Annotated in this window: 16 protein-coding genes; 12 read left to right on the top strand and 4 right to left on the bottom strand. The window is 62.5% G+C overall.

Going from position 1 to position 15,414, the window contains the following annotated elements:
• Positions 1 to 39: 39 nt before the first annotated feature.
• On the bottom strand, positions 40 to 954 hold the full coding sequence (locus NKI95_RS27470) for a LysR substrate-binding domain-containing protein (RefSeq protein WP_352720659.1): 915 nt from the start codon (positions 952 to 954) through the stop codon (positions 40 to 42).
• Positions 955 to 1,051: 97 nt separating this feature from the next.
• On the opposite strand from NKI95_RS27470, the gene NKI95_RS27465 reads away from it, so the two are divergent.
• The 3 genes from NKI95_RS27465 to sbmA all read left to right on the top strand — a co-directional run bounded on the left by NKI95_RS27465 (position 1,052) and on the right by sbmA (position 3,923).
• On the top strand, positions 1,052 to 1,261 hold the full coding sequence (locus NKI95_RS27465) for a hypothetical protein (protein ID WP_352720657.1): 210 nt from the start codon (positions 1,052 to 1,054) through the stop codon (positions 1,259 to 1,261).
• Positions 1,262 to 1,374: 113 nt separating this feature from the next.
• Positions 1,375 to 2,529 carry a YbfB/YjiJ family MFS transporter gene (locus NKI95_RS27460; protein ID WP_352720655.1) on the top strand — a complete coding sequence of 385 codons (1,155 nt, stop codon included), beginning with the start codon at positions 1,375 to 1,377 and terminating at the stop codon, positions 2,527 to 2,529.
• Positions 2,530 to 2,645: 116 nt separating this feature from the next.
• Positions 2,646 to 3,923, top strand: coding sequence for a peptide antibiotic transporter SbmA (gene sbmA / locus NKI95_RS27455; protein WP_352720653.1), 1,278 nt, complete (start codon positions 2,646 to 2,648; stop codon positions 3,921 to 3,923).
• Between the two features lie 27 nt (positions 3,924 to 3,950).
• On the opposite strand, the gene NKI95_RS27450 is transcribed toward sbmA, so the two are convergent.
• Positions 3,951 to 4,943, bottom strand: coding sequence for a polysaccharide deacetylase family protein (locus NKI95_RS27450; RefSeq protein ID WP_352720701.1), 993 nt, complete (start codon positions 4,941 to 4,943; stop codon positions 3,951 to 3,953).
• Between the two features lie 204 nt (positions 4,944 to 5,147).
• On the opposite strand from NKI95_RS27450, the gene NKI95_RS27445 reads away from it, so the two are divergent.
• Together NKI95_RS27445 and der are read left to right on the top strand one after the other, a co-directional pair.
• Complete coding sequence (locus tag NKI95_RS27445) at positions 5,148 to 5,813, top strand: tetratricopeptide repeat protein (RefSeq protein WP_023674063.1); 666 nt, start codon at positions 5,148 to 5,150, stop codon at positions 5,811 to 5,813.
• Between the two features lie 6 nt (positions 5,814 to 5,819).
• Positions 5,820 to 7,253 (top strand): ribosome biogenesis GTPase Der, encoded by a 1,434-nt coding sequence (gene der, locus NKI95_RS27440; RefSeq protein ID WP_352720650.1) that lies wholly within the window; start codon positions 5,820 to 5,822, stop codon positions 7,251 to 7,253.
• Between the two features lie 248 nt (positions 7,254 to 7,501).
• On the opposite strand, the gene NKI95_RS27435 is transcribed toward der, so the two are convergent.
• Positions 7,502 to 8,257, bottom strand: a complete 756-nt coding sequence (locus NKI95_RS27435) for an SDR family NAD(P)-dependent oxidoreductase (RefSeq protein ID WP_352720648.1) — start codon at positions 8,255 to 8,257, stop codon at positions 7,502 to 7,504.
• A 188-nt stretch (positions 8,258 to 8,445) separates the two neighbouring features.
• On the opposite strand from NKI95_RS27435, the gene NKI95_RS27430 reads away from it, so the two are divergent.
• From NKI95_RS27430 to NKI95_RS27405, 6 genes are all read left to right on the top strand, one after another.
• Positions 8,446 to 9,018 (top strand): L,D-transpeptidase, encoded by a 573-nt coding sequence (locus NKI95_RS27430; RefSeq protein WP_292659955.1) that lies wholly within the window; start codon positions 8,446 to 8,448, stop codon positions 9,016 to 9,018.
• A gap of 199 nt (positions 9,019 to 9,217) precedes the next feature.
• Entirely contained in the window at positions 9,218 to 9,352 is a 135-nt protein-coding gene (locus NKI95_RS27425; RefSeq protein WP_292659957.1) for an ABC transporter, read from the top strand.
• A gap of 148 nt (positions 9,353 to 9,500) precedes the next feature.
• Complete coding sequence (locus tag NKI95_RS27420; protein ID WP_352720699.1) at positions 9,501 to 10,073, top strand: hypothetical protein; 573 nt, start codon at positions 9,501 to 9,503, stop codon at positions 10,071 to 10,073.
• Positions 10,074 to 10,274: 201 nt separating this feature from the next.
• Positions 10,275 to 10,862, top strand: coding sequence for a protein-S-isoprenylcysteine O-methyltransferase (locus NKI95_RS27415; protein WP_352720697.1), 588 nt, complete (start codon positions 10,275 to 10,277; stop codon positions 10,860 to 10,862).
• A gap of 18 nt (positions 10,863 to 10,880) precedes the next feature.
• Positions 10,881 to 11,660: a hypothetical protein gene (locus NKI95_RS27410; protein ID WP_352720645.1), complete on the top strand. Its 780-nt coding sequence runs from the start codon at positions 10,881 to 10,883 to the stop codon at positions 11,658 to 11,660.
• Positions 11,657 to 12,547 carry an SDR family NAD(P)-dependent oxidoreductase gene (locus NKI95_RS27405; protein ID WP_352720643.1) on the top strand — a complete coding sequence of 297 codons (891 nt, stop codon included), beginning with the start codon at positions 11,657 to 11,659 and terminating at the stop codon, positions 12,545 to 12,547. Before NKI95_RS27410 ends, NKI95_RS27405 begins: the two co-directional genes overlap by 4 nt.
• 451 nt (positions 12,548 to 12,998) lie before the next feature.
• Here NKI95_RS27405 and NKI95_RS27400 read toward each other — a convergent pair whose 3' ends face one another.
• Positions 12,999 to 13,916 carry a LysR substrate-binding domain-containing protein gene (locus tag NKI95_RS27400; protein ID WP_352720641.1) on the bottom strand — a complete coding sequence of 306 codons (918 nt, stop codon included), beginning with the start codon at positions 13,914 to 13,916 and terminating at the stop codon, positions 12,999 to 13,001.
• 120 nt (positions 13,917 to 14,036) lie between these two features.
• Between NKI95_RS27400 and NKI95_RS27395 the strand changes: the two genes are divergently transcribed.
• Positions 14,037 to 15,356, top strand: a complete 1,320-nt coding sequence (locus NKI95_RS27395) for an MFS transporter (protein ID WP_352720639.1) — start codon at positions 14,037 to 14,039, stop codon at positions 15,354 to 15,356.
• Positions 15,357 to 15,414 lie beyond the last annotated feature (58 nt).

The following is a 15,414-nucleotide window of genomic DNA, read 5'->3' as shown; positions in this document are numbered from 1 at the left end:
GGCGCTACCGACCTTTCCACCGTGATGATGCCGGCAGGCTCAGCTGGCGCTCTCGAGCGACCTGAACTGCGCCATCGTCGCCTCGATCTCTTCGCGCACCCAGGTCTTGAAATCCCTGACCTTGCGGCTTTCGCTCTTGCTGGCCGAAGTCACCAGCCAATAGCCGAGGCCGCTCTGCGCGCGTATGCCGAACGGCGCGACAAGCCGGCCGTCGGCCAGCGCGTCGGCGGCCAGCAACTGCCAGCCGAGCATGACGCCGTGACCGGCAATCGCCGATTCCAGGCACAGCATCGGATCGGTGAAGCGCGCGCCTTTCATGAAGGTGACCGGCTCCACCCCGGCCGCTTCGAACCAGCTCTCCCAGCTGATCATCGATCTTTCGTCGGTGATCGCACAGGTCAAAGCAAGGTCGTCTATCGATTTCAGCTTGCTGGCGATCACCGGTGCACAGACCGGAAACACCTCCTGCGCCAGCAGCAATTCGGCCCGCCCGCCCGGCCATTTGCCGTCGCCGAGCCGGATGGCGACATCGATGTCCGAACGATCGAGATCGGCAAGCCGTACCGAGGCGTCGATGCGCAGGAGCACGTTCGGATGCCGGGCAAAATGCCGCGACAGCCGCGGCAGCAGCCATTTCGAGGCGAAGGCCGGCGCTACCGAAACCACCAGCGTGCACTCCGAGCTTTCATCGGCAAGCGCCATCGCCTGCGCAAGTTCGCGAAAGCCTGCGCTGAGCCGCGTTGTGAAGATGGCACCGAATTCGGTCGCTACCAGGCCAGCCGCCGTTCGGTCGAATAGCGCCCGGCCAAGCTGCTTTTCGGTCCGGTTGATCTGCTGGCTGACGGCGCTGACCGAGACGTTGAGCTCGCTGGCCGCAGCCGCAAGCGAGCCCAGGCGCGCGACGGCTTCGACGGCGCGCAAGCCGTTGAGATGGACGCGGTTCAGCATAGCCATACAGTTTTTCTAAACTCGAACGGCTGAAATCTCAATTGCCAGACACTGCCGGATGCCGGATTCTAAGTGGGTTACTCAGAGTGAGGAGGCAAACCTGATGAAGATTTTATCATGGCTCAGCGCCTTTTCCCCGATCGGAACGCAGCCACACCGGCATGACAGCGGGGCCGCCAGCTGGGGGACTGATCCGCTGTCGCATCCGGTGCTCGACACCATGTCGGAGCGCGAGCTCGCCGACATGCCATTCAGGCTGACTGCGCGTCGTACCCGCTTCGAGACGGCCCCGCCAAGGACCTGCTGCGGCTGAACAAGGACTTGCTGGCACTTTAGGTGAGCCGGCCGCCGACGTGGCTGCGCAGCCCTTCTGGCCCAATAAAAGGCGGATTGTCTCACCGGCAGGCGCACCTATGGTGCGCCGCGATGAACATCGCTTCGCCTTTGCGCCTGGCAATCGCCGGCATGATTGCCCTGGCTGTCGCCATGGGCATCGGCCGCTTCGTCTATACGCCGATCCTGCCCGGCATGATGGAAGAGCTCGGCCTGTCGCCGGCCGATGCCGGCTGGATCGCATCGGCCAATTATCTCGGCTACCTCGTTGGCGCGCTTGCCGCCACCGGCGGCTGGGCGCAAGGCCGCGAGCGCCAGCTGATGCTGGCCGGCCTTGCCGCCACCGCGATCCTCACCGGCCTGATGGGCCTGACCGGCACCATGCCCGCCTTCCTCCTCATCCGCTTTCTTGCCGGCCTCGCCAGCGCCTTCGTGCTGGTCTTCATGACCAGCATCGTTTTCGGCCACCTCGCCGCGGCCGGGCGAAACGACCTGCAGGCGCTGTATTTCGGCGGTGTCGGCCTCGGCATCGCGGCGTCCTCGGCGCTGTTGGCAGTCCTCGTCACCGAACATGCCGGCTGGGCTGCGGGCTGGCTGTGGTCCGCGGTAATTTCAGCCTGCGGCTTTGCCGCCGTTGCCTTGCTGGCCGGCGGCACCTCGGCCGCGAACAGCACCACCGGGAGCGAGCCGGCACTGCCGAAAGACCGGTCGCTGGTGAAGATCATCGTCGCCTACGGCCTGTTCGGCTTCGGCTACATCGTCACGGCAACGTTCCTGGTCGCGATCGTCCGTCAGGGCGGCGGCGGCCGCGTCTTCGAGGCTGTGGTCTGGATGGTCACCGGACTTGCCGGTTTTCCTTCGGTCTGGCTGTGGCAGAAGCTCGCGGCTAAAATCGGGCTCTATGCCACCTACGCCCTGGGGTGCCTGGTCGAGGTGGTCGGCGTCAGCGCCAGTGTCGTCATGGGCGCGCGCACCGGGCCGCTGCTCGGTGGCCTTCTCGGCGGCGGCACCTTCATCGCCATCACCGCGCTTGGTCTGCAGGCCGGCAGGCAGCTTGCCCCGCAAGCACCACGCCGGATGCTGGCGGTGATGACGGCCGCCTTCGGCCTCGGCCAGATCATCGGCCCGATCGTCGCCGGGCTGCTCGCGCAGGCCTCGGGTAACTTTTTCCTTGCCTCGATCGTGGCCGCAGCCGTGCTGCTGGCCTCGGGTGCGATCGCCTGGTCGGCTGCGCCAAAATCGCCATGATTATGGTCTTGCTCGACGACCGGCATTGGGTAGCGGGCATTTTCTTTCCCACTAATGTGTGACTTTATGCGCGTTGAACCCCGCTGATTTGCGCATCGACCGAGGATTTCCCCACAGTGTTTATATCCTTCTTCCCGCAGCCGAAGCTCTTCTTCTCTTCGGTAGCCGTCTGGAGCCTTGCCGCTATCCTGTTCTGGTTTTTCGGTGGCGAACAGCTGGGCGCTGTGTTCGGCTTGCCGCCGGCTGCGGCTGATGCACCGCCCATTATCGGTATCGCCGTACTCTGGTCGAACCCGTTTCTGTGGTTCTATCTCTATTTCGCTTTTTGCGTTGCCGTCTTCTATGCATTCTGGAGCTGGTATGCGCCGCATCCGTGGCAAAACTGGTCGATATTGATCAGCGCGGTCATCCTGTTCCTCATCTATTTCAATGTACAGGTCAGTGTCGCGGTCAACGCCTGGTATGGGCCTTTCTTCGACTATATCCAGGGATTGATGTCGGGGACCATTAAATCCACCGACGCAGAGTTTTATGCCGGATTGGCCAGCTTTTCATGGCTCGCGCTGATAGGAATGAATGTGCAGGTCGTCAATGCCTTCATCGTGAGCCACTGGATATTCCGCTGGCGCACCGCGATGAACAATTACTTCGTGGAGAACTGGAGCAGGCTCCGCCACATCGAGGGCGCCTCACAACGTATTCAGGAGGATACGATGCGGTTCTCGCAGATCATGGAAGATCTGGGTTCCAGCTTTGTCCAGTCGATCATGACCTTGATCGCATTCCTGCCGGTGATGATTCAACTGCAGAGCCATATCAGCGAACTGCCAATCGTCGGTGCGATTCCGCAGCCACTGGTCGTTGCCGCGCTTGCCTGGTGCCTGTTCGGAACGATTTCGGTTATGGTTGCGGGTTTGAAGTTGCCTGGGCTGCAATTTCGCAATCAACGTGTCGAGGCTGCTTATCGCAAGGAGCTCGTCTACGGCGAGGATCATGCGGACAGGGCTCAGCCTGCAACCACTGCCGAGCTGTTTTCCAAGGTCCGTCAAAACTATTTCCGGCTGTATTTTCATTATATCTATTTCAATGTGGTGCGTTACACCTACCTGCAGGCCGACAATATCTTCGCCATGCTGATCCTTGGGCCATCCTTCGTGGCTCACAGGATAACTTTCGGACCCTTCCAGCAGATTTCCAACGCCTTCGGCCGAGTAACAGGGTCGCTCCAGTTCCTGCTCACATCCTGGTCGACCATCGTTGAATTGCAGTCGGTGCACAAACGCCTACGCGCCTTCGAGGCGACGCTGGAAGGGGAACCGCTGCCTGAAATCGACCAGCGCTATCTGGAGCGTGAGCAAGCCGGCCTGCGCCCCGAGGATCAGCCGGTAAGCTAAAGAGTAGCGGGCGGCGAGCGCTTCCGCTCAGCCGCCCACCGCTGCCTGCCGTTCGCCTCGCCGCGAAACATAATCGCGAAAGCTGATACACTCGACTTGTTTCATCACGCAGACCTCGCCGGCAAAGCGTTCCAGCGCGTTCCAGTAGGCGCCGTCGTTCATCAGGGTGAAATGAAAGCCGAGCTGCAGCGGGATACGCTTGCCCCGGTATTGCGCATCGAAGGCGGCGCGGAATGCGGCGTAGGTCCGCTCGGCGAATTCGGCCGCCATGCTCGGCCGCTCGAAGCCGCCGGAATGCCTGACATAGAGATTGTAATCCATGGCGATCACCCGCCTTGAGCTCGGCCCTTCCGGAATCTGCGGCAGCGAAAAGCGCGTGACGCCGTTGACGGTCGGCGGCTCGACCGGCCCACGCGAGACGCCGCTTGCGTCGAGTAGGAAGCCGGCCGCGGGCAGCGCCTCGTAGAGCGCCTTGTTTGCCGACAGATAAGGCGCGCGAAACCCGACCACCGATTTGCGGGCGAAATCGCGCCAGCCCTTCGGTTCAGGAGCAATGCCGTTGATCGAATAGGCGTTTTCGAGAATATGCCTGAATGAGCCGAACTCGCTCAGCCAGTCGGCTTTGCTCCAGTCCTTGCCGTCGAAATGGCCGCAGCCATGGCTGCCGATATCGTGGCCTTCGGAGGCGGCGAGGTCGATCTGCTCGAGCCGGTCGGCGACTTCCTGTCTGGAGGCGGCAAAGCCGATATTCGATTTGCCTTCTGTCTTGCCCGGCGCGGTGTATTCCTTGCGTGTCTCGGGCGACAGCAGGAACACGCAGGAGACGAAATAGGTGAAATGCGCACCGGTGCGCTGGGCCAGCGCCCGGCTGCGCTGCCACTGCGAAATGTCCCGGGCACTGTCGAACGAGATGATGATGATCTGCTTCGGTTTTGCCGGCGCCGCCGGCGGGTCGGCAAAAGCCGCGCCGGTTGCAAGCGCGGCAATCGAAAACGCAACAACGCGGGACAAACGGGGCAAAGGCATCTGACCGGATCAAGGAATGTAGAAGCACCGCCTACCGGTGAAATATGGCACGGATACGATCGACCCGTGCGGCCGCCTTTGGCGGCGACTGCCTCGTGAATAGGCGATTTTCCTGCCGAACCCCTTCCATGCCGGCAAAATTTCGCTAAAACGCGGGCTCATCAACCGCCCCGGCCGGGGCATGAATGGTTTTGATCCATGTCGGACGACAGTTTTATCCGCGAAGTCAACGAAGAGATTCGTCGCGACCAGGCGCATGCGCTGTGGGACCGTTTCGGTCCCGCCTTGCTCGTGCTGGCCGTGCTGGTGGTGCTTGGCACTGCTGCTGTCGTCGGCTACCGCTATTGGGACGAGACCCGCGCCAACCGCTCGGGCGATGCTTTTTCGCAGGCGCTCAAGCTCGCCAATGACGGCAAGAACGACGAGGCGCTTGCCGCTCTGGAGGCGTTGGAGAAGGACGGCTACGGCGCCTATCCGCTGCTCGCCCGCATGCGTGCGGCAACCGTCAAGGCGGACAAGGGCGACGTCGACGCCGCCGTCAAGGATTTCGACGAGGTCGCCGCCGACACCAAGATCCCCTCCGGTATTCGCGACATGGCTCGTCTCAGGGCAGCGCTGCTTCTGGTCGACCACGGCTCTTTCGCCGATGTCTCCAGCCGCGTCGAGGCGCTCACCGCCGACACCAACACACTGCGCCATACGGCGCGCGAAGCGCTTGGCCTTGCTGCCTGGAAGGAAGGCAAGGCGGCGGATGCATTGAAGCTGTTCGACCAGATCGCCGCCGATGACGGCGCCCCGCGCAACACGCGCGAGCGGGCGACTTTGATGTCGGAGCTGATCCGCGGCTCGGGCGGTGTATCGTAACAACGGATGACCTTCAAAGTCGCCATCATCGGCCGGCCTAACGTCGGCAAATCGACCCTTTTCAACCGGCTGGTGGGAAGGAAGCTGGCGCTTGTCGACGATACGCCGGGCGTCACCCGCGATCGTCGCGTCCATGCCGCCAAGCTCTACGATCTGCATTTCGACGTCATCGATACCGCCGGCTTCGAGGATGCGGCGGCCTCGACGCTGCCCGGCCGCATGCGCGCCCAGACCGAGATCGCCATCCGCGAGGCCGACCTGATCTTTTTCACAATCGATGCCAAGTCCGGGCTGATGCCCGACGACAAGACCTTCGCCGAGATCGTGCGCAAGTCCGGCAAGCCAGTTGTCGTCGTCGCCAACAAGGCCGAGGCGCGGGGCGCCCAGGGCGGCATGCTGGAGGCCTGGGAGCTCGGCCTTGGCGAGCCGATCCCGGTCTCGGCCGAACACGGCCAGGGCCTGCCTGATTTGCGCGACGCCGTGATCGCGGCACTTGGCGAGGCGCGCGCCTTCGGCGAGGACGAAGAGGCCGGCGAGGAGGAGGTCGCCGCCAGCGAGGTGCTGATCGGCGAGGACATCACCGACCCGGACGCCGAGCCGAGCTATGACGACACCAAGCCGATGCGCATCGCCGTCGTCGGCCGCCCCAATGCCGGCAAGTCGACGCTGATCAACGCGCTGATCGGCGAGGAGCGGCTGTTGACCGGCCCCGAGGCCGGCATCACCCGCGATTCCATCTCGGTCGACTGGGACTGGCATGGCCGCCGGTTGAAACTGTTCGACACCGCCGGCATGCGCCGTAAGGCCAGGATCCACGAAAAGCTGGAAGTGATGTCGGTGCAGGATGGCTTGCGCGCCATCCGCTTTGCCGAGATCGTCATCATCGTGCTCGACGCCACCATTCCCTTCGAGAAGCAGGATCTGCAGATCGCCGACCTGATCATCCGCGAGGGCCGTGCCCCGGTGATCGCCTTCAACAAATGGGACCTTGTTGATCATCCCCAGGAGTTGCTGGCCGAACTGCGCGAAAAAACCGAGCGGCTTCTTCCGCAGGCGCGCGGCATGCAGGCGGTGCCGGTCTCAGCCGAGACCGGGCGCGGTCTCGACAAGCTGATGGATGCGGTGATCAGGACGCATCGCGTTTGGAACAGTCGTGTCTCGACCGGCAAGCTCAACCGCTGGCTGGAAGGCATCCTGGCACATCATCCGCCGCCCGCCGTCGCCGGGCGTCGGCTGAAGATCAAATATGTCACGCAAGCCAAGACGCGGCCGCCGGGCTTCGTCGTCTCCTGCTCACGCCCCGATGCGATGCCGCAATCCTACGTCCGCTATCTCTCGAACAGCCTGCGCGAGGCTTTCGACATGCCCGGCGTGCCGATCCGCATCGCCTTGCGCACCTCGGACAATCCTTTTGCCAGCAGGGCGAAGAAGCGCCACTGACCGCCACGTCTTCTGGGCGCCCGCATCAGGTACGCTCCGCCGGCCGCTCGCGGGCAGCGCCTGCACATTTTCGGGCAGGCGATTCCACCGCCACCTGCAGCAGGATGTCGGCAAGTCGCGCCGCCACCGGGTCTGGCTCGGCCTCCCTTGCGACGCGGGAACAGCGCCATCTCAGGCAGTGTGGGCAGTCAGGCGATCTGCGTCATTGCCCTGACAATAGCCAGCACGAGTGGGGACAGCCACTGCACCTAATGGGCGGTGTAAGCTCCGTCCACCAGATGGTAGCTCCCAGTGATAAAGCTGGCCTGGTCGGACAAGAGGAAGCACACAAGAGCCGCTACTTCTTCCGGTTTCCCGCGCCTGCCCATCGGCTGCAGGCCTGCCATGCGCCGGGTGGCTAATGCCTCCATTTGCTCCGATAAAAGAGGCGTTTCGATCAAGCCGGGGCCGACTACATTGATCCGGATGCCCATCCTCGCATATTCGATCGCCGCAACTTTGGTTAGTCCAACGACTCCGTGTTTCGCTGCCGTGTATGCGGACGCAGTTGGCAAGCCGACGGAACCGAGAACGGAGGACATGTTCACGATGGCGCCTCCGCCTCGATCCAGCATGGCGGCGATTTCGTACTTCATGCTGTAGAAAACGCCATTAAGATTGACGTTTATCAGCTTGTGCCAGTTGTCGAGCGGATAGTCTGCTGTTGCTTTTCGAACGCCGTCGATACCTGCATTGTTTACCGCCATATCCAGTCCGCCGCATTTCTGGACAGTGAACTCGATCAGCTTTTCCACGGCTGCCGCATCCGTGACATCTACCGCAAAGTCGTAGGCCCGGCCTCCTTGCGAGCTTATTTCGGCGGCTTTGCAGTGCGCGGCCTCGGCATCAAGGTCGGCGACAACAACCTCGGCTCCTTCTTGCGCGAGTTGCCGTGAAACAGCCGCCCCTATTCCGGAGCCTGCGCCGGTCACAATCGCGACTTTACCGTGGAAGTCAGGCTTCATCGTCTCTGTCCTATGCCCATTTGACATAACCGAACAGAGGCAGACGGTTATCGCAAGAAGTTTCGCTCCAATTCGCTTGTTAATCCTGTGAATTCATTTTTGCCACCACACAGCGAGACTTGGCCCGCAGGCCTTGGAATGGTAGAGACGAGGGCGGCGGTAGATGACCAGTTTCCTAGCAGGTACAAATGGAAGAACACCACATTGCGCGCCGGGGGCTCGTGCTGGGTAGTCTGGCTCTGATGATCTCCGGATGCACGTCGATTTCATCCGCGTTCGGACCAAGGCGTGGCCTGAATCCTCGTTACCGACGGCAGCATGTGCGGTACGACGGAAACGAGCCGGCCGGAACGATCGTCGTCGATACTTCGCAACGTTTTCTCTATGCCGTCGAGACGGACGGGTGGGCGACGCGCTACGGCGTTGGCGTCGGCGAGCAGGGACTTTCGTTCAAGGGTACAGCGACCGTCGGCCGCAAGGCGGACTGGCCGTCGTGGACACCCACCGCCAGCATGATGCAGCGCAAGCCGCGCCTGGTGCAGTATGCAGGGGGGGTCCCTGGCGGACCAAACAACCCGCTTGGTGCGCGTGCCCTTTATCTCTATCGCGACGGGCGCGACACCCACTTCCGGATACATGGTACAAACGAGCCATGGACGATAGGCACAGCGGTATCGAACGGGTGCATCCGTATGATAAATGACGACGTCATTGACCTCTACGACCGTACTCCTTTGGGCACGACGGTGGTGGTTGTTTGATGGTGGGCAGGCCTGATCTCCGTTGGACGGTGAACCCTGCCAGCACGTCACCGCAAAGGTGCCGCCGACAACCGGGTGCCAACTGTGTCATTTCTGCACTAGGCGTTGGTGTAGATCGCAGCTAACTTCGTGGGGCTGCATATCGTTTCATTTGTGGCGATTCTATAGGCTATTCCGCCCCCGGGGAAAGGATTGCTTGATGAGCAGGATATTGATTGCAATGGTTGCTGTGCTCGCCGTTGCCAGCCTGAGCGGCTGCGCGAACGACTGGATCGGCAAAGGAAAGGGTAAAGCTCCGGCGCCCGCTCCGGTAGAGCAACCAGTGATTAAGTAAGGACCGGCTTGTATGGGGAAGGGGTGCCAAGCCCTTCCCCATACATACGCAGCCGGGGCTTTGGCCGGCTTCATAGCCTAGGGCGCGGTTGGCGGGCATAGGCCGTTATTAAGTCTGTGCTTTGTGAAGTTCGGGAATGGACGCGGCGATGACGCTTGTAAATAGCCGTCTCTTGCTTGTGGCGTTGGTGGCCCTCCCGGCAGCGGCATGTCAGACGAAAGACCTGCCGCCCCAGCCGAATTTCATATCTTATGCCGATGGCGGAGCTGCGCCTCAAAAAAACGACGAGCGGTACTTCATCGAGTTCCGCTCCCGCTACGCCCTAAGCTACGGCCACACCTACGCAGTTTTTGGGCGCGTGGACCGGGCCGGGAGAATGATCGATCCCCAAGTCGCGGGCCTTCACCCGGCTTCGAACAGTGCGGTTCCCTATGTTCTGGGCCATGTCGTGCCGGTGCCAGCCGAAACCGGGTGGAGCGACGGTGATCTGGAAGAACCATACAGATCCGCAAGCTGGCAAATCATACTGACCCGGGCCGAATACGACAAAGTCGTTGCCTACATCCGCAAGCTGCAGGCGAGTTCGCATGTCTGGCAGGCGACGGTCTTGAACTGCAACGGGTTCGTGGCGAACATCGCTCATTCCATGGGATATAAGACTCCCGCCATTCAGCTCCGGCCGCAACAATTCATAACCGAGCTTCGGGAGATGAATACATAACCAAGATTCGAGGGATGAATGGGACCGAATGCGATCGGTACTGCCCCTCCTGCTTTCGCGTCTGCGGACTAACTCGGAGAGGATCGCTGCGCCTGAAGGTCGGCCGGTGACGAAATCGAGGGCGATGGGTGAAGTGGCCATACCCAGGGGCAGCTGCTACAGTCGCGATCGCAGAAAGGGCGCTGGTGACCTGAAGTGAGCATTGCGGCAGCCTCACTTGGCGAGGTCATTTGGGTGATCGGCATCGTTGCTTGGTACGTGATCCGGTATCCCTTCGAGCGCCGGGCAAGGCGCGTGCGAATTGTAACTGGCTACCGCTCACGTTCAGAGATCGTCGGGCTTGCATCTGCTCTGTTTGGCCTCGCAATCCTGCCTGCCTTCTATGTTGTCACCGGCATGCCCGCAGCGGCTGACCACCCGGCCAGCGCGTGGGCCGTGGCTCTCGGCACAATCATCTTCTGCTCCGCGCTATGGGTTTTTCGCAGGTCCCACAAGGAACTTGGCCGGAACTGGTCGATTACGCTGGAGATCCGCGAACGGCATGAACTCATCTGCGCCGGACCATACGCCTTGGTCCGCCACCCGATGTATACCTCGTTCCTGCTCATGGGCCTCGGCCAGGTCTTTCTGCTGCCGAACTGGATTGCGGGCATATCGGGTTTGATTGGGTTCGCAGTCCTTTTCCTGCTGAGAGTGGACAAGGAAGAGCGTATGATGCTGGAGAATTTCGGCCCGCAATACCGTGCCTATATGGAAAAGACCAAGCGAATACTCCCTTATCTTTATTAGAGATTAGAGGTACGTTTGATGCGAGGCCGAGCCCTCAAGCTTTCCGCGCCCCGGCGCCTTGTTGGCGACCTGATGAGGTTTTCGATCGGCGTGCCACGGGTCGCGGTACAGCGTCAGATGAACCTCGGCCCCCTCGTAACGGCTCGAATGGGGCAGCAGACCAGGCCCTCGTGGACCGCGATCTTCCTGAAAGGATATGCGCTTCTCGCCCTAGAGATGCCGGAACTGCGGCGCGCCTATGTCAAGTTGCCCTGGCCGCAGCTTTACGAGTATCCGGCAAGCGTAGCCTCGATTGCCCACGAGCGCGAATATGATGGCGAGCCGGCGGTTCTGCTGAGCTGCATCAAGCGCCCGGAGCGCTACTCCATCACGGAACTTGAGGGATCCATCCACGCGGCTCGATCACGGCCGATCCTGGAGGTCCCGGAGTTCCGGCGTGCCTTGCGGATGGCAGGTGCGCCCGCGCCAGTCAGGTGGCTGCTTATGTGGCTAGGGTTGAACATCGCCCGGCAAAGGGCAAATTACTTCGGTACCTTCCAACTGTCCGTCTATTCTGGTCTCGGTGCCGAATCACTCAACCCGCTGACTCCATTGACCACGCTTCTCAACTACGGTCCGATCGGCAAAGACGGATCGGTGAATGTCCGCATCCACTACGATCACCGGGTCATGGATGGAGCGAACGTTGCACGAGCACTGGAGAGATTCGAAAAGATCCTGAACGGCATTGTCGCCGATGAAGTGATGCTGCTCGATCCAAGTGTTGCCGCTCCTGCAGGACAGAGGAACGCGACATGATTTCGCACTGTGAATTCCGGCCCGCCGTCGTCGTGATTGGCGGCTCGCGTGGAATTGGCCGGGCAATTGCGAGCGTCGCTGCACGGGAGCGCGGTGCGGTTGTGCTGGTTGCCCGCTCGCCCGAGGGTTTGGCCGCTGCGGCGTCTGAGGTTCGGGAGAGGGGTGGCGAGGCATTCACGCTCGAGTTGGATCTCGTGGCAGGCGATGCGCCAACGCGCCTGGAGGGCTTCCTGTCCGCACACGGCCTGGTCTGTGATGTCCTGGTCAACAGCGCCGGCTATGGCCTGCGGGGCGCGACGACGGCGCTGCCTATTGATAGTCAACTCGGCATCATCGATCTCAACATACATTCCCTCACAGAACTGACCCTCCATTTTCTGCCGGGGATGGTGGCGCGCCGACGGGGCGGGGTGCTCAATCTCAGTTCCGTGGCCGGGTTCGTTCCCGGGCCTTATATGGCTCTGTACTTCGCTAGCAAAGCTTTCGTGCGCTTCTTCTCAGAGGCGCTTCACCAGGAATTGCGCCGAACCGGTGTGACGGTCACATGCGTTGCACCAGGCCCGGTGTCGACGGAGTTTCTCGCAAGGTCAGGCGCCAATCAGACGGTGCTCTTCAACATCTTGCCCAAGGTGGATCCGGAGTATGTGGCCGAACGGGCGTGGCGAGGGTTCAAATCCGGTCGTCGCCTCGTCGTACCGGGAATCTCGGCCAAGTTGGCTGCCCTTGCAGCGGCGCTCCTGCCTTCCGCAGCGCTGCTGCCCCTGGTCGGCCGGCTGCAACGCGGCGGCAATGATCAATGTCCTTGCGGTTCAGGTATGAAGTTCAAGAAATGCTGCGGTACCCGCCAGATTCAGCTACGCCGGGGCCCTCGGGGAATTATCCCCTGACCGGGACCAGCACGCCACCGAAAAAGCTCGTTGAAGCAAGAGACCGCTCGCCGATGACTGGCGTTAAGCATGTTGGTAGCATAGAGGCGAGGCTTTCGACATGCCCGGCGTGCCGATCCGCATCGCCTTGCGCACCTCGGACAACCCGTTCGCCGGCAAGGCGAAGAAGCGCCGTTAGATCATCATTCGCGGAACCTTGCGAGACGTCGGCGGGACAGCGCCCCCCTCTGCCCTGCCGGGCATCTCCCCCACTTGGGGGAGATTGGCCGTCCCCTCCGCTTTAGCCAATCTCCAACGCCGAAAGACGGGTGGGACGGCGAAGCTGCTAATCTCCCCCCTCGTGGGGGAGATGTCCGGCAGGACAGAGGGGGGCGCGAGGGATCGCCAGCATTACTGCTTCTTCGACCGACTAAGTCATAGAGCGCCCTGCGGCCCTTTCGGCTCGTCTGCGCTAGGCCGCTTTCCTCAGACCATCCGCGTCGCCACTTCCTGGCAACGCTTCCAGCGCCGCCTGCAGCAGGATGTCGCCAAGCCGCGCCGCTACCGGGTCGGGCTCGGCCTTCTTGCGGTGCAGGAACAGCGCCATCTTGGGCAAGGCGGGCAGCCCGGCGATCTCCGGCGTCATCGCCCTGACCGTGGCCGGCAGGCCGATATCGGTGCGGATCGTCAGTCCGAGCCCCGCGGCGACGGCTGCCCAGATGCCGCCAAGGCTCGGGCTGGAGAAGGCCATCCGCCATGCCAGGCCGGCACGGTCCAGCGTTTCGGTCGCCACACTGCGCAGCAGGCACGGCGCCTCGAGCGCCACCAGCGGTAACGGCTCGCCTTCGCGCAGGCTGGTCTCGATCTGTTTTGCCGGGCCGATCCAGCGCATCTGGACGTCGGCGACATGCCGGCTGTAAGGCAGCGTCGCGCCATTGTGCCAGGCAAGCGCGATATCGAGGTTGCCCGAAATGATCCGTTCGGCGAGCTCATGGCTGCGTGCGATCCTGGCTTCGATCTTGACCTTGGGATGGGCGCGGGCGAAGCGCCCGAGCACCTCGGGCAGCACCGCCTCGCCGAAATCCTCCTGTAGCCCAAGCCGCACCCAACCCTCCAGCTCGACATCGTGGATGGCGGAGGCGGCCTCGTCATTGAGCTCGATCAGCCGCCGCGCATAGCCGAGCATGGTCTCGCCCGCGTCCGTCAGCGCCAGGCCGCGCCCCGATTTGCGGAAGATCGGCGTCGCCGCCTGCTCCTCCAGCTTCCTCAGTTGCGCACTGATTGCCGAGGTCGAGCGGCCGAGCCGGTCGGCTGCCTTGGCGAAGCTGCCCAGCTCCATGCCGGTGACGAAGCTGCGCAGGACGTCGAGATCGAATGTCACGCGTCGCATGGCAATAGTCCTGATATTTGGGACATTTCGTACAAAATTTCCTGATATTCAGTACGAAGCTATGGCGGTAGAGACAGCGCGTCAAGACCGAACGCAACCAGCCCATGCAGGAGCTGAACCATGTCCGCTGTCGCCACAGGACCAGATTGCAAACCGCTTCGCCCAGGCGCCGTTGCCGCCCCGTCGGAAGCGGCGGCGCTTCGAGCCAATCATCGCTGGAAGGTGCTGGGCATCGGCGTCGCCGCCAACACCTGCTTTTCCGCGACCTTCTCCGGCATTCCGGCGACGGCGGTGTTCCTGCGCTCGGGCTATCATCTCTCCAATGGCGAACTCGGCCTGGCGCTTGGCCTTCTCGGCCTGGGCGTGGCGCTGAGCGAATTGCCGTGGGGGCTGCTGACCGATCGCTGGGGCGACCGCCGCGTGCTGCTGACCGGGCTTGGCGCAACCGCGGTTTGGCTGCTTGTCATGGCCGCGCTGGTGGTGCCGTCACCGGCCCATATTCCCGGCGTCGCGCTTCTCGCCGCTGCCCTGCTGGTCACCGGATTGCTCGGCGGCAGCGTCAACGGCTCCAGCGGCCGCGCCATCATGGCCTGGTTCGGCGAAGGCGAGCGCGGCTTTGCCATGAGCATCAGGCAGACGGCGGTGCCGCTTGGCGGCGGGCTTGGCGCGCTCGTGCTGCCATCGCTCGCTTCAGCCCATGGCTTCACGGCGGTCTTCGGACTTCTGGCGGCTGCATCCGCCGTCTCGACCTCGCTCGCCTGGCGCTGGCTGCATCAGCCGCCGGCGCATGACGGCGCGCATTCGAGCAGCACGGCATTGCCGGCCGGCCCGGCGCCGCTGCGCAACCCGGCCGTCTGGCGCATCGCAACAGCCATCGGCCTGCTATGCTTTCCGCAGGTGGCGGTGCTCACCTTTGCTTCCGTCTTCCTGCATGATTTCGCCGGCATGGGCACAGCCGTGATCAGCGCCAGCCTGGCTGCCGTGCAGGTCGGCGCCATGGTCATGCGCGTCTGGAGCGGTCGCTACACCGACCGTCATGGCAATCGCCGGCCGTTCCTGCGTCTGTGCAGCATGCTGAGCGTGGTCGCCTTCACCGTGCTTGCCGCGCTCGTCTTGTTGGCGGCCCAATTCTTGTCAGGCCAAGTGCCGATGCTTTCGCTGGCGATCGTTGCGGTGCTGGTCGTGGCCGGCATCTGCGTCTCCTCCTGGCACGGCGTCGCCTACACCGAGCTTGCGACGCTGGCCGGCGCGAGCCAGGCCGGAACGGCGCTCGGCCTCGCCAACAGTCTGGTCTTCATTGCCTTCTTCCTGGTGCCGATCGCCATTCCCGGGCTTCTCGTGCTCGGCTCGTGGGCAGGCGTCTGGCTGGGTGCGGCTATTTGCGCGCTGATCGCCTGGCCGATCTTTCTTCCGTCAACGGATAGCCGCAAAAGCGCCTGACTTCGACACGAGATGGGAAAACAACGTTCTAAGCTGTTAACGCCCCATCAAGGTTAAT

The sequence above is a fragment of the Mesorhizobium sp. M0306 genome (genome assembly GCF_040321655.1).
Taxonomy (GTDB): domain Bacteria; phylum Pseudomonadota; class Alphaproteobacteria; order Rhizobiales; family Rhizobiaceae; genus Mesorhizobium.
Note: the sequence above shows the minus strand (reverse complement) of the source record. Positions and strands in the feature narration are given on the sequence as shown.

What these genes read in the sequence shown, in the direction of transcription:
- NKI95_RS27470 (WP_352720659.1), bottom strand. Translation starts at nt 954, where the DNA reads ATGGCTATGCTGAACCGCGTCCATCTCAACGGCTTGCGCGCCGTCGAA.
- NKI95_RS27465 (WP_352720657.1), top strand. Translation starts at nt 1,052, where the DNA reads ATGAAGATTTTATCATGGCTCAGCGCCTTTTCCCCGATCGGAACGCAG.
- NKI95_RS27460 (WP_352720655.1), top strand. Translation starts at nt 1,375, where the DNA reads ATGAACATCGCTTCGCCTTTGCGCCTGGCAATCGCCGGCATGATTGCC.
- NKI95_RS27445 (WP_023674063.1), top strand. Translation starts at nt 5,148, where the DNA reads ATGTCGGACGACAGTTTTATCCGCGAAGTCAACGAAGAGATTCGTCGC.
- der (WP_352720650.1), top strand. Translation starts at nt 5,820, where the DNA reads ATGACCTTCAAAGTCGCCATCATCGGCCGGCCTAACGTCGGCAAATCG.
- NKI95_RS27435 (WP_352720648.1), bottom strand. Translation starts at nt 8,257, where the DNA reads ATGAAGCCTGACTTCCACGGTAAAGTCGCGATTGTGACCGGCGCAGGC.
- NKI95_RS27430 (WP_292659955.1), top strand. Translation starts at nt 8,446, where the DNA reads ATGGAAGAACACCACATTGCGCGCCGGGGGCTCGTGCTGGGTAGTCTG.
- NKI95_RS27425 (WP_292659957.1), top strand. Translation starts at nt 9,218, where the DNA reads ATGAGCAGGATATTGATTGCAATGGTTGCTGTGCTCGCCGTTGCCAGC.
- NKI95_RS27420 (WP_352720699.1), top strand. Translation starts at nt 9,501, where the DNA reads ATGACGCTTGTAAATAGCCGTCTCTTGCTTGTGGCGTTGGTGGCCCTC.
- NKI95_RS27410 (WP_352720645.1), top strand. Translation starts at nt 10,881, where the DNA reads ATGCGAGGCCGAGCCCTCAAGCTTTCCGCGCCCCGGCGCCTTGTTGGC.
- NKI95_RS27405 (WP_352720643.1), top strand. Translation starts at nt 11,657, where the DNA reads ATGATTTCGCACTGTGAATTCCGGCCCGCCGTCGTCGTGATTGGCGGC.
- NKI95_RS27400 (WP_352720641.1), bottom strand. Translation starts at nt 13,916, where the DNA reads ATGCGACGCGTGACATTCGATCTCGACGTCCTGCGCAGCTTCGTCACC.
- NKI95_RS27395 (WP_352720639.1), top strand. Translation starts at nt 14,037, where the DNA reads ATGTCCGCTGTCGCCACAGGACCAGATTGCAAACCGCTTCGCCCAGGC.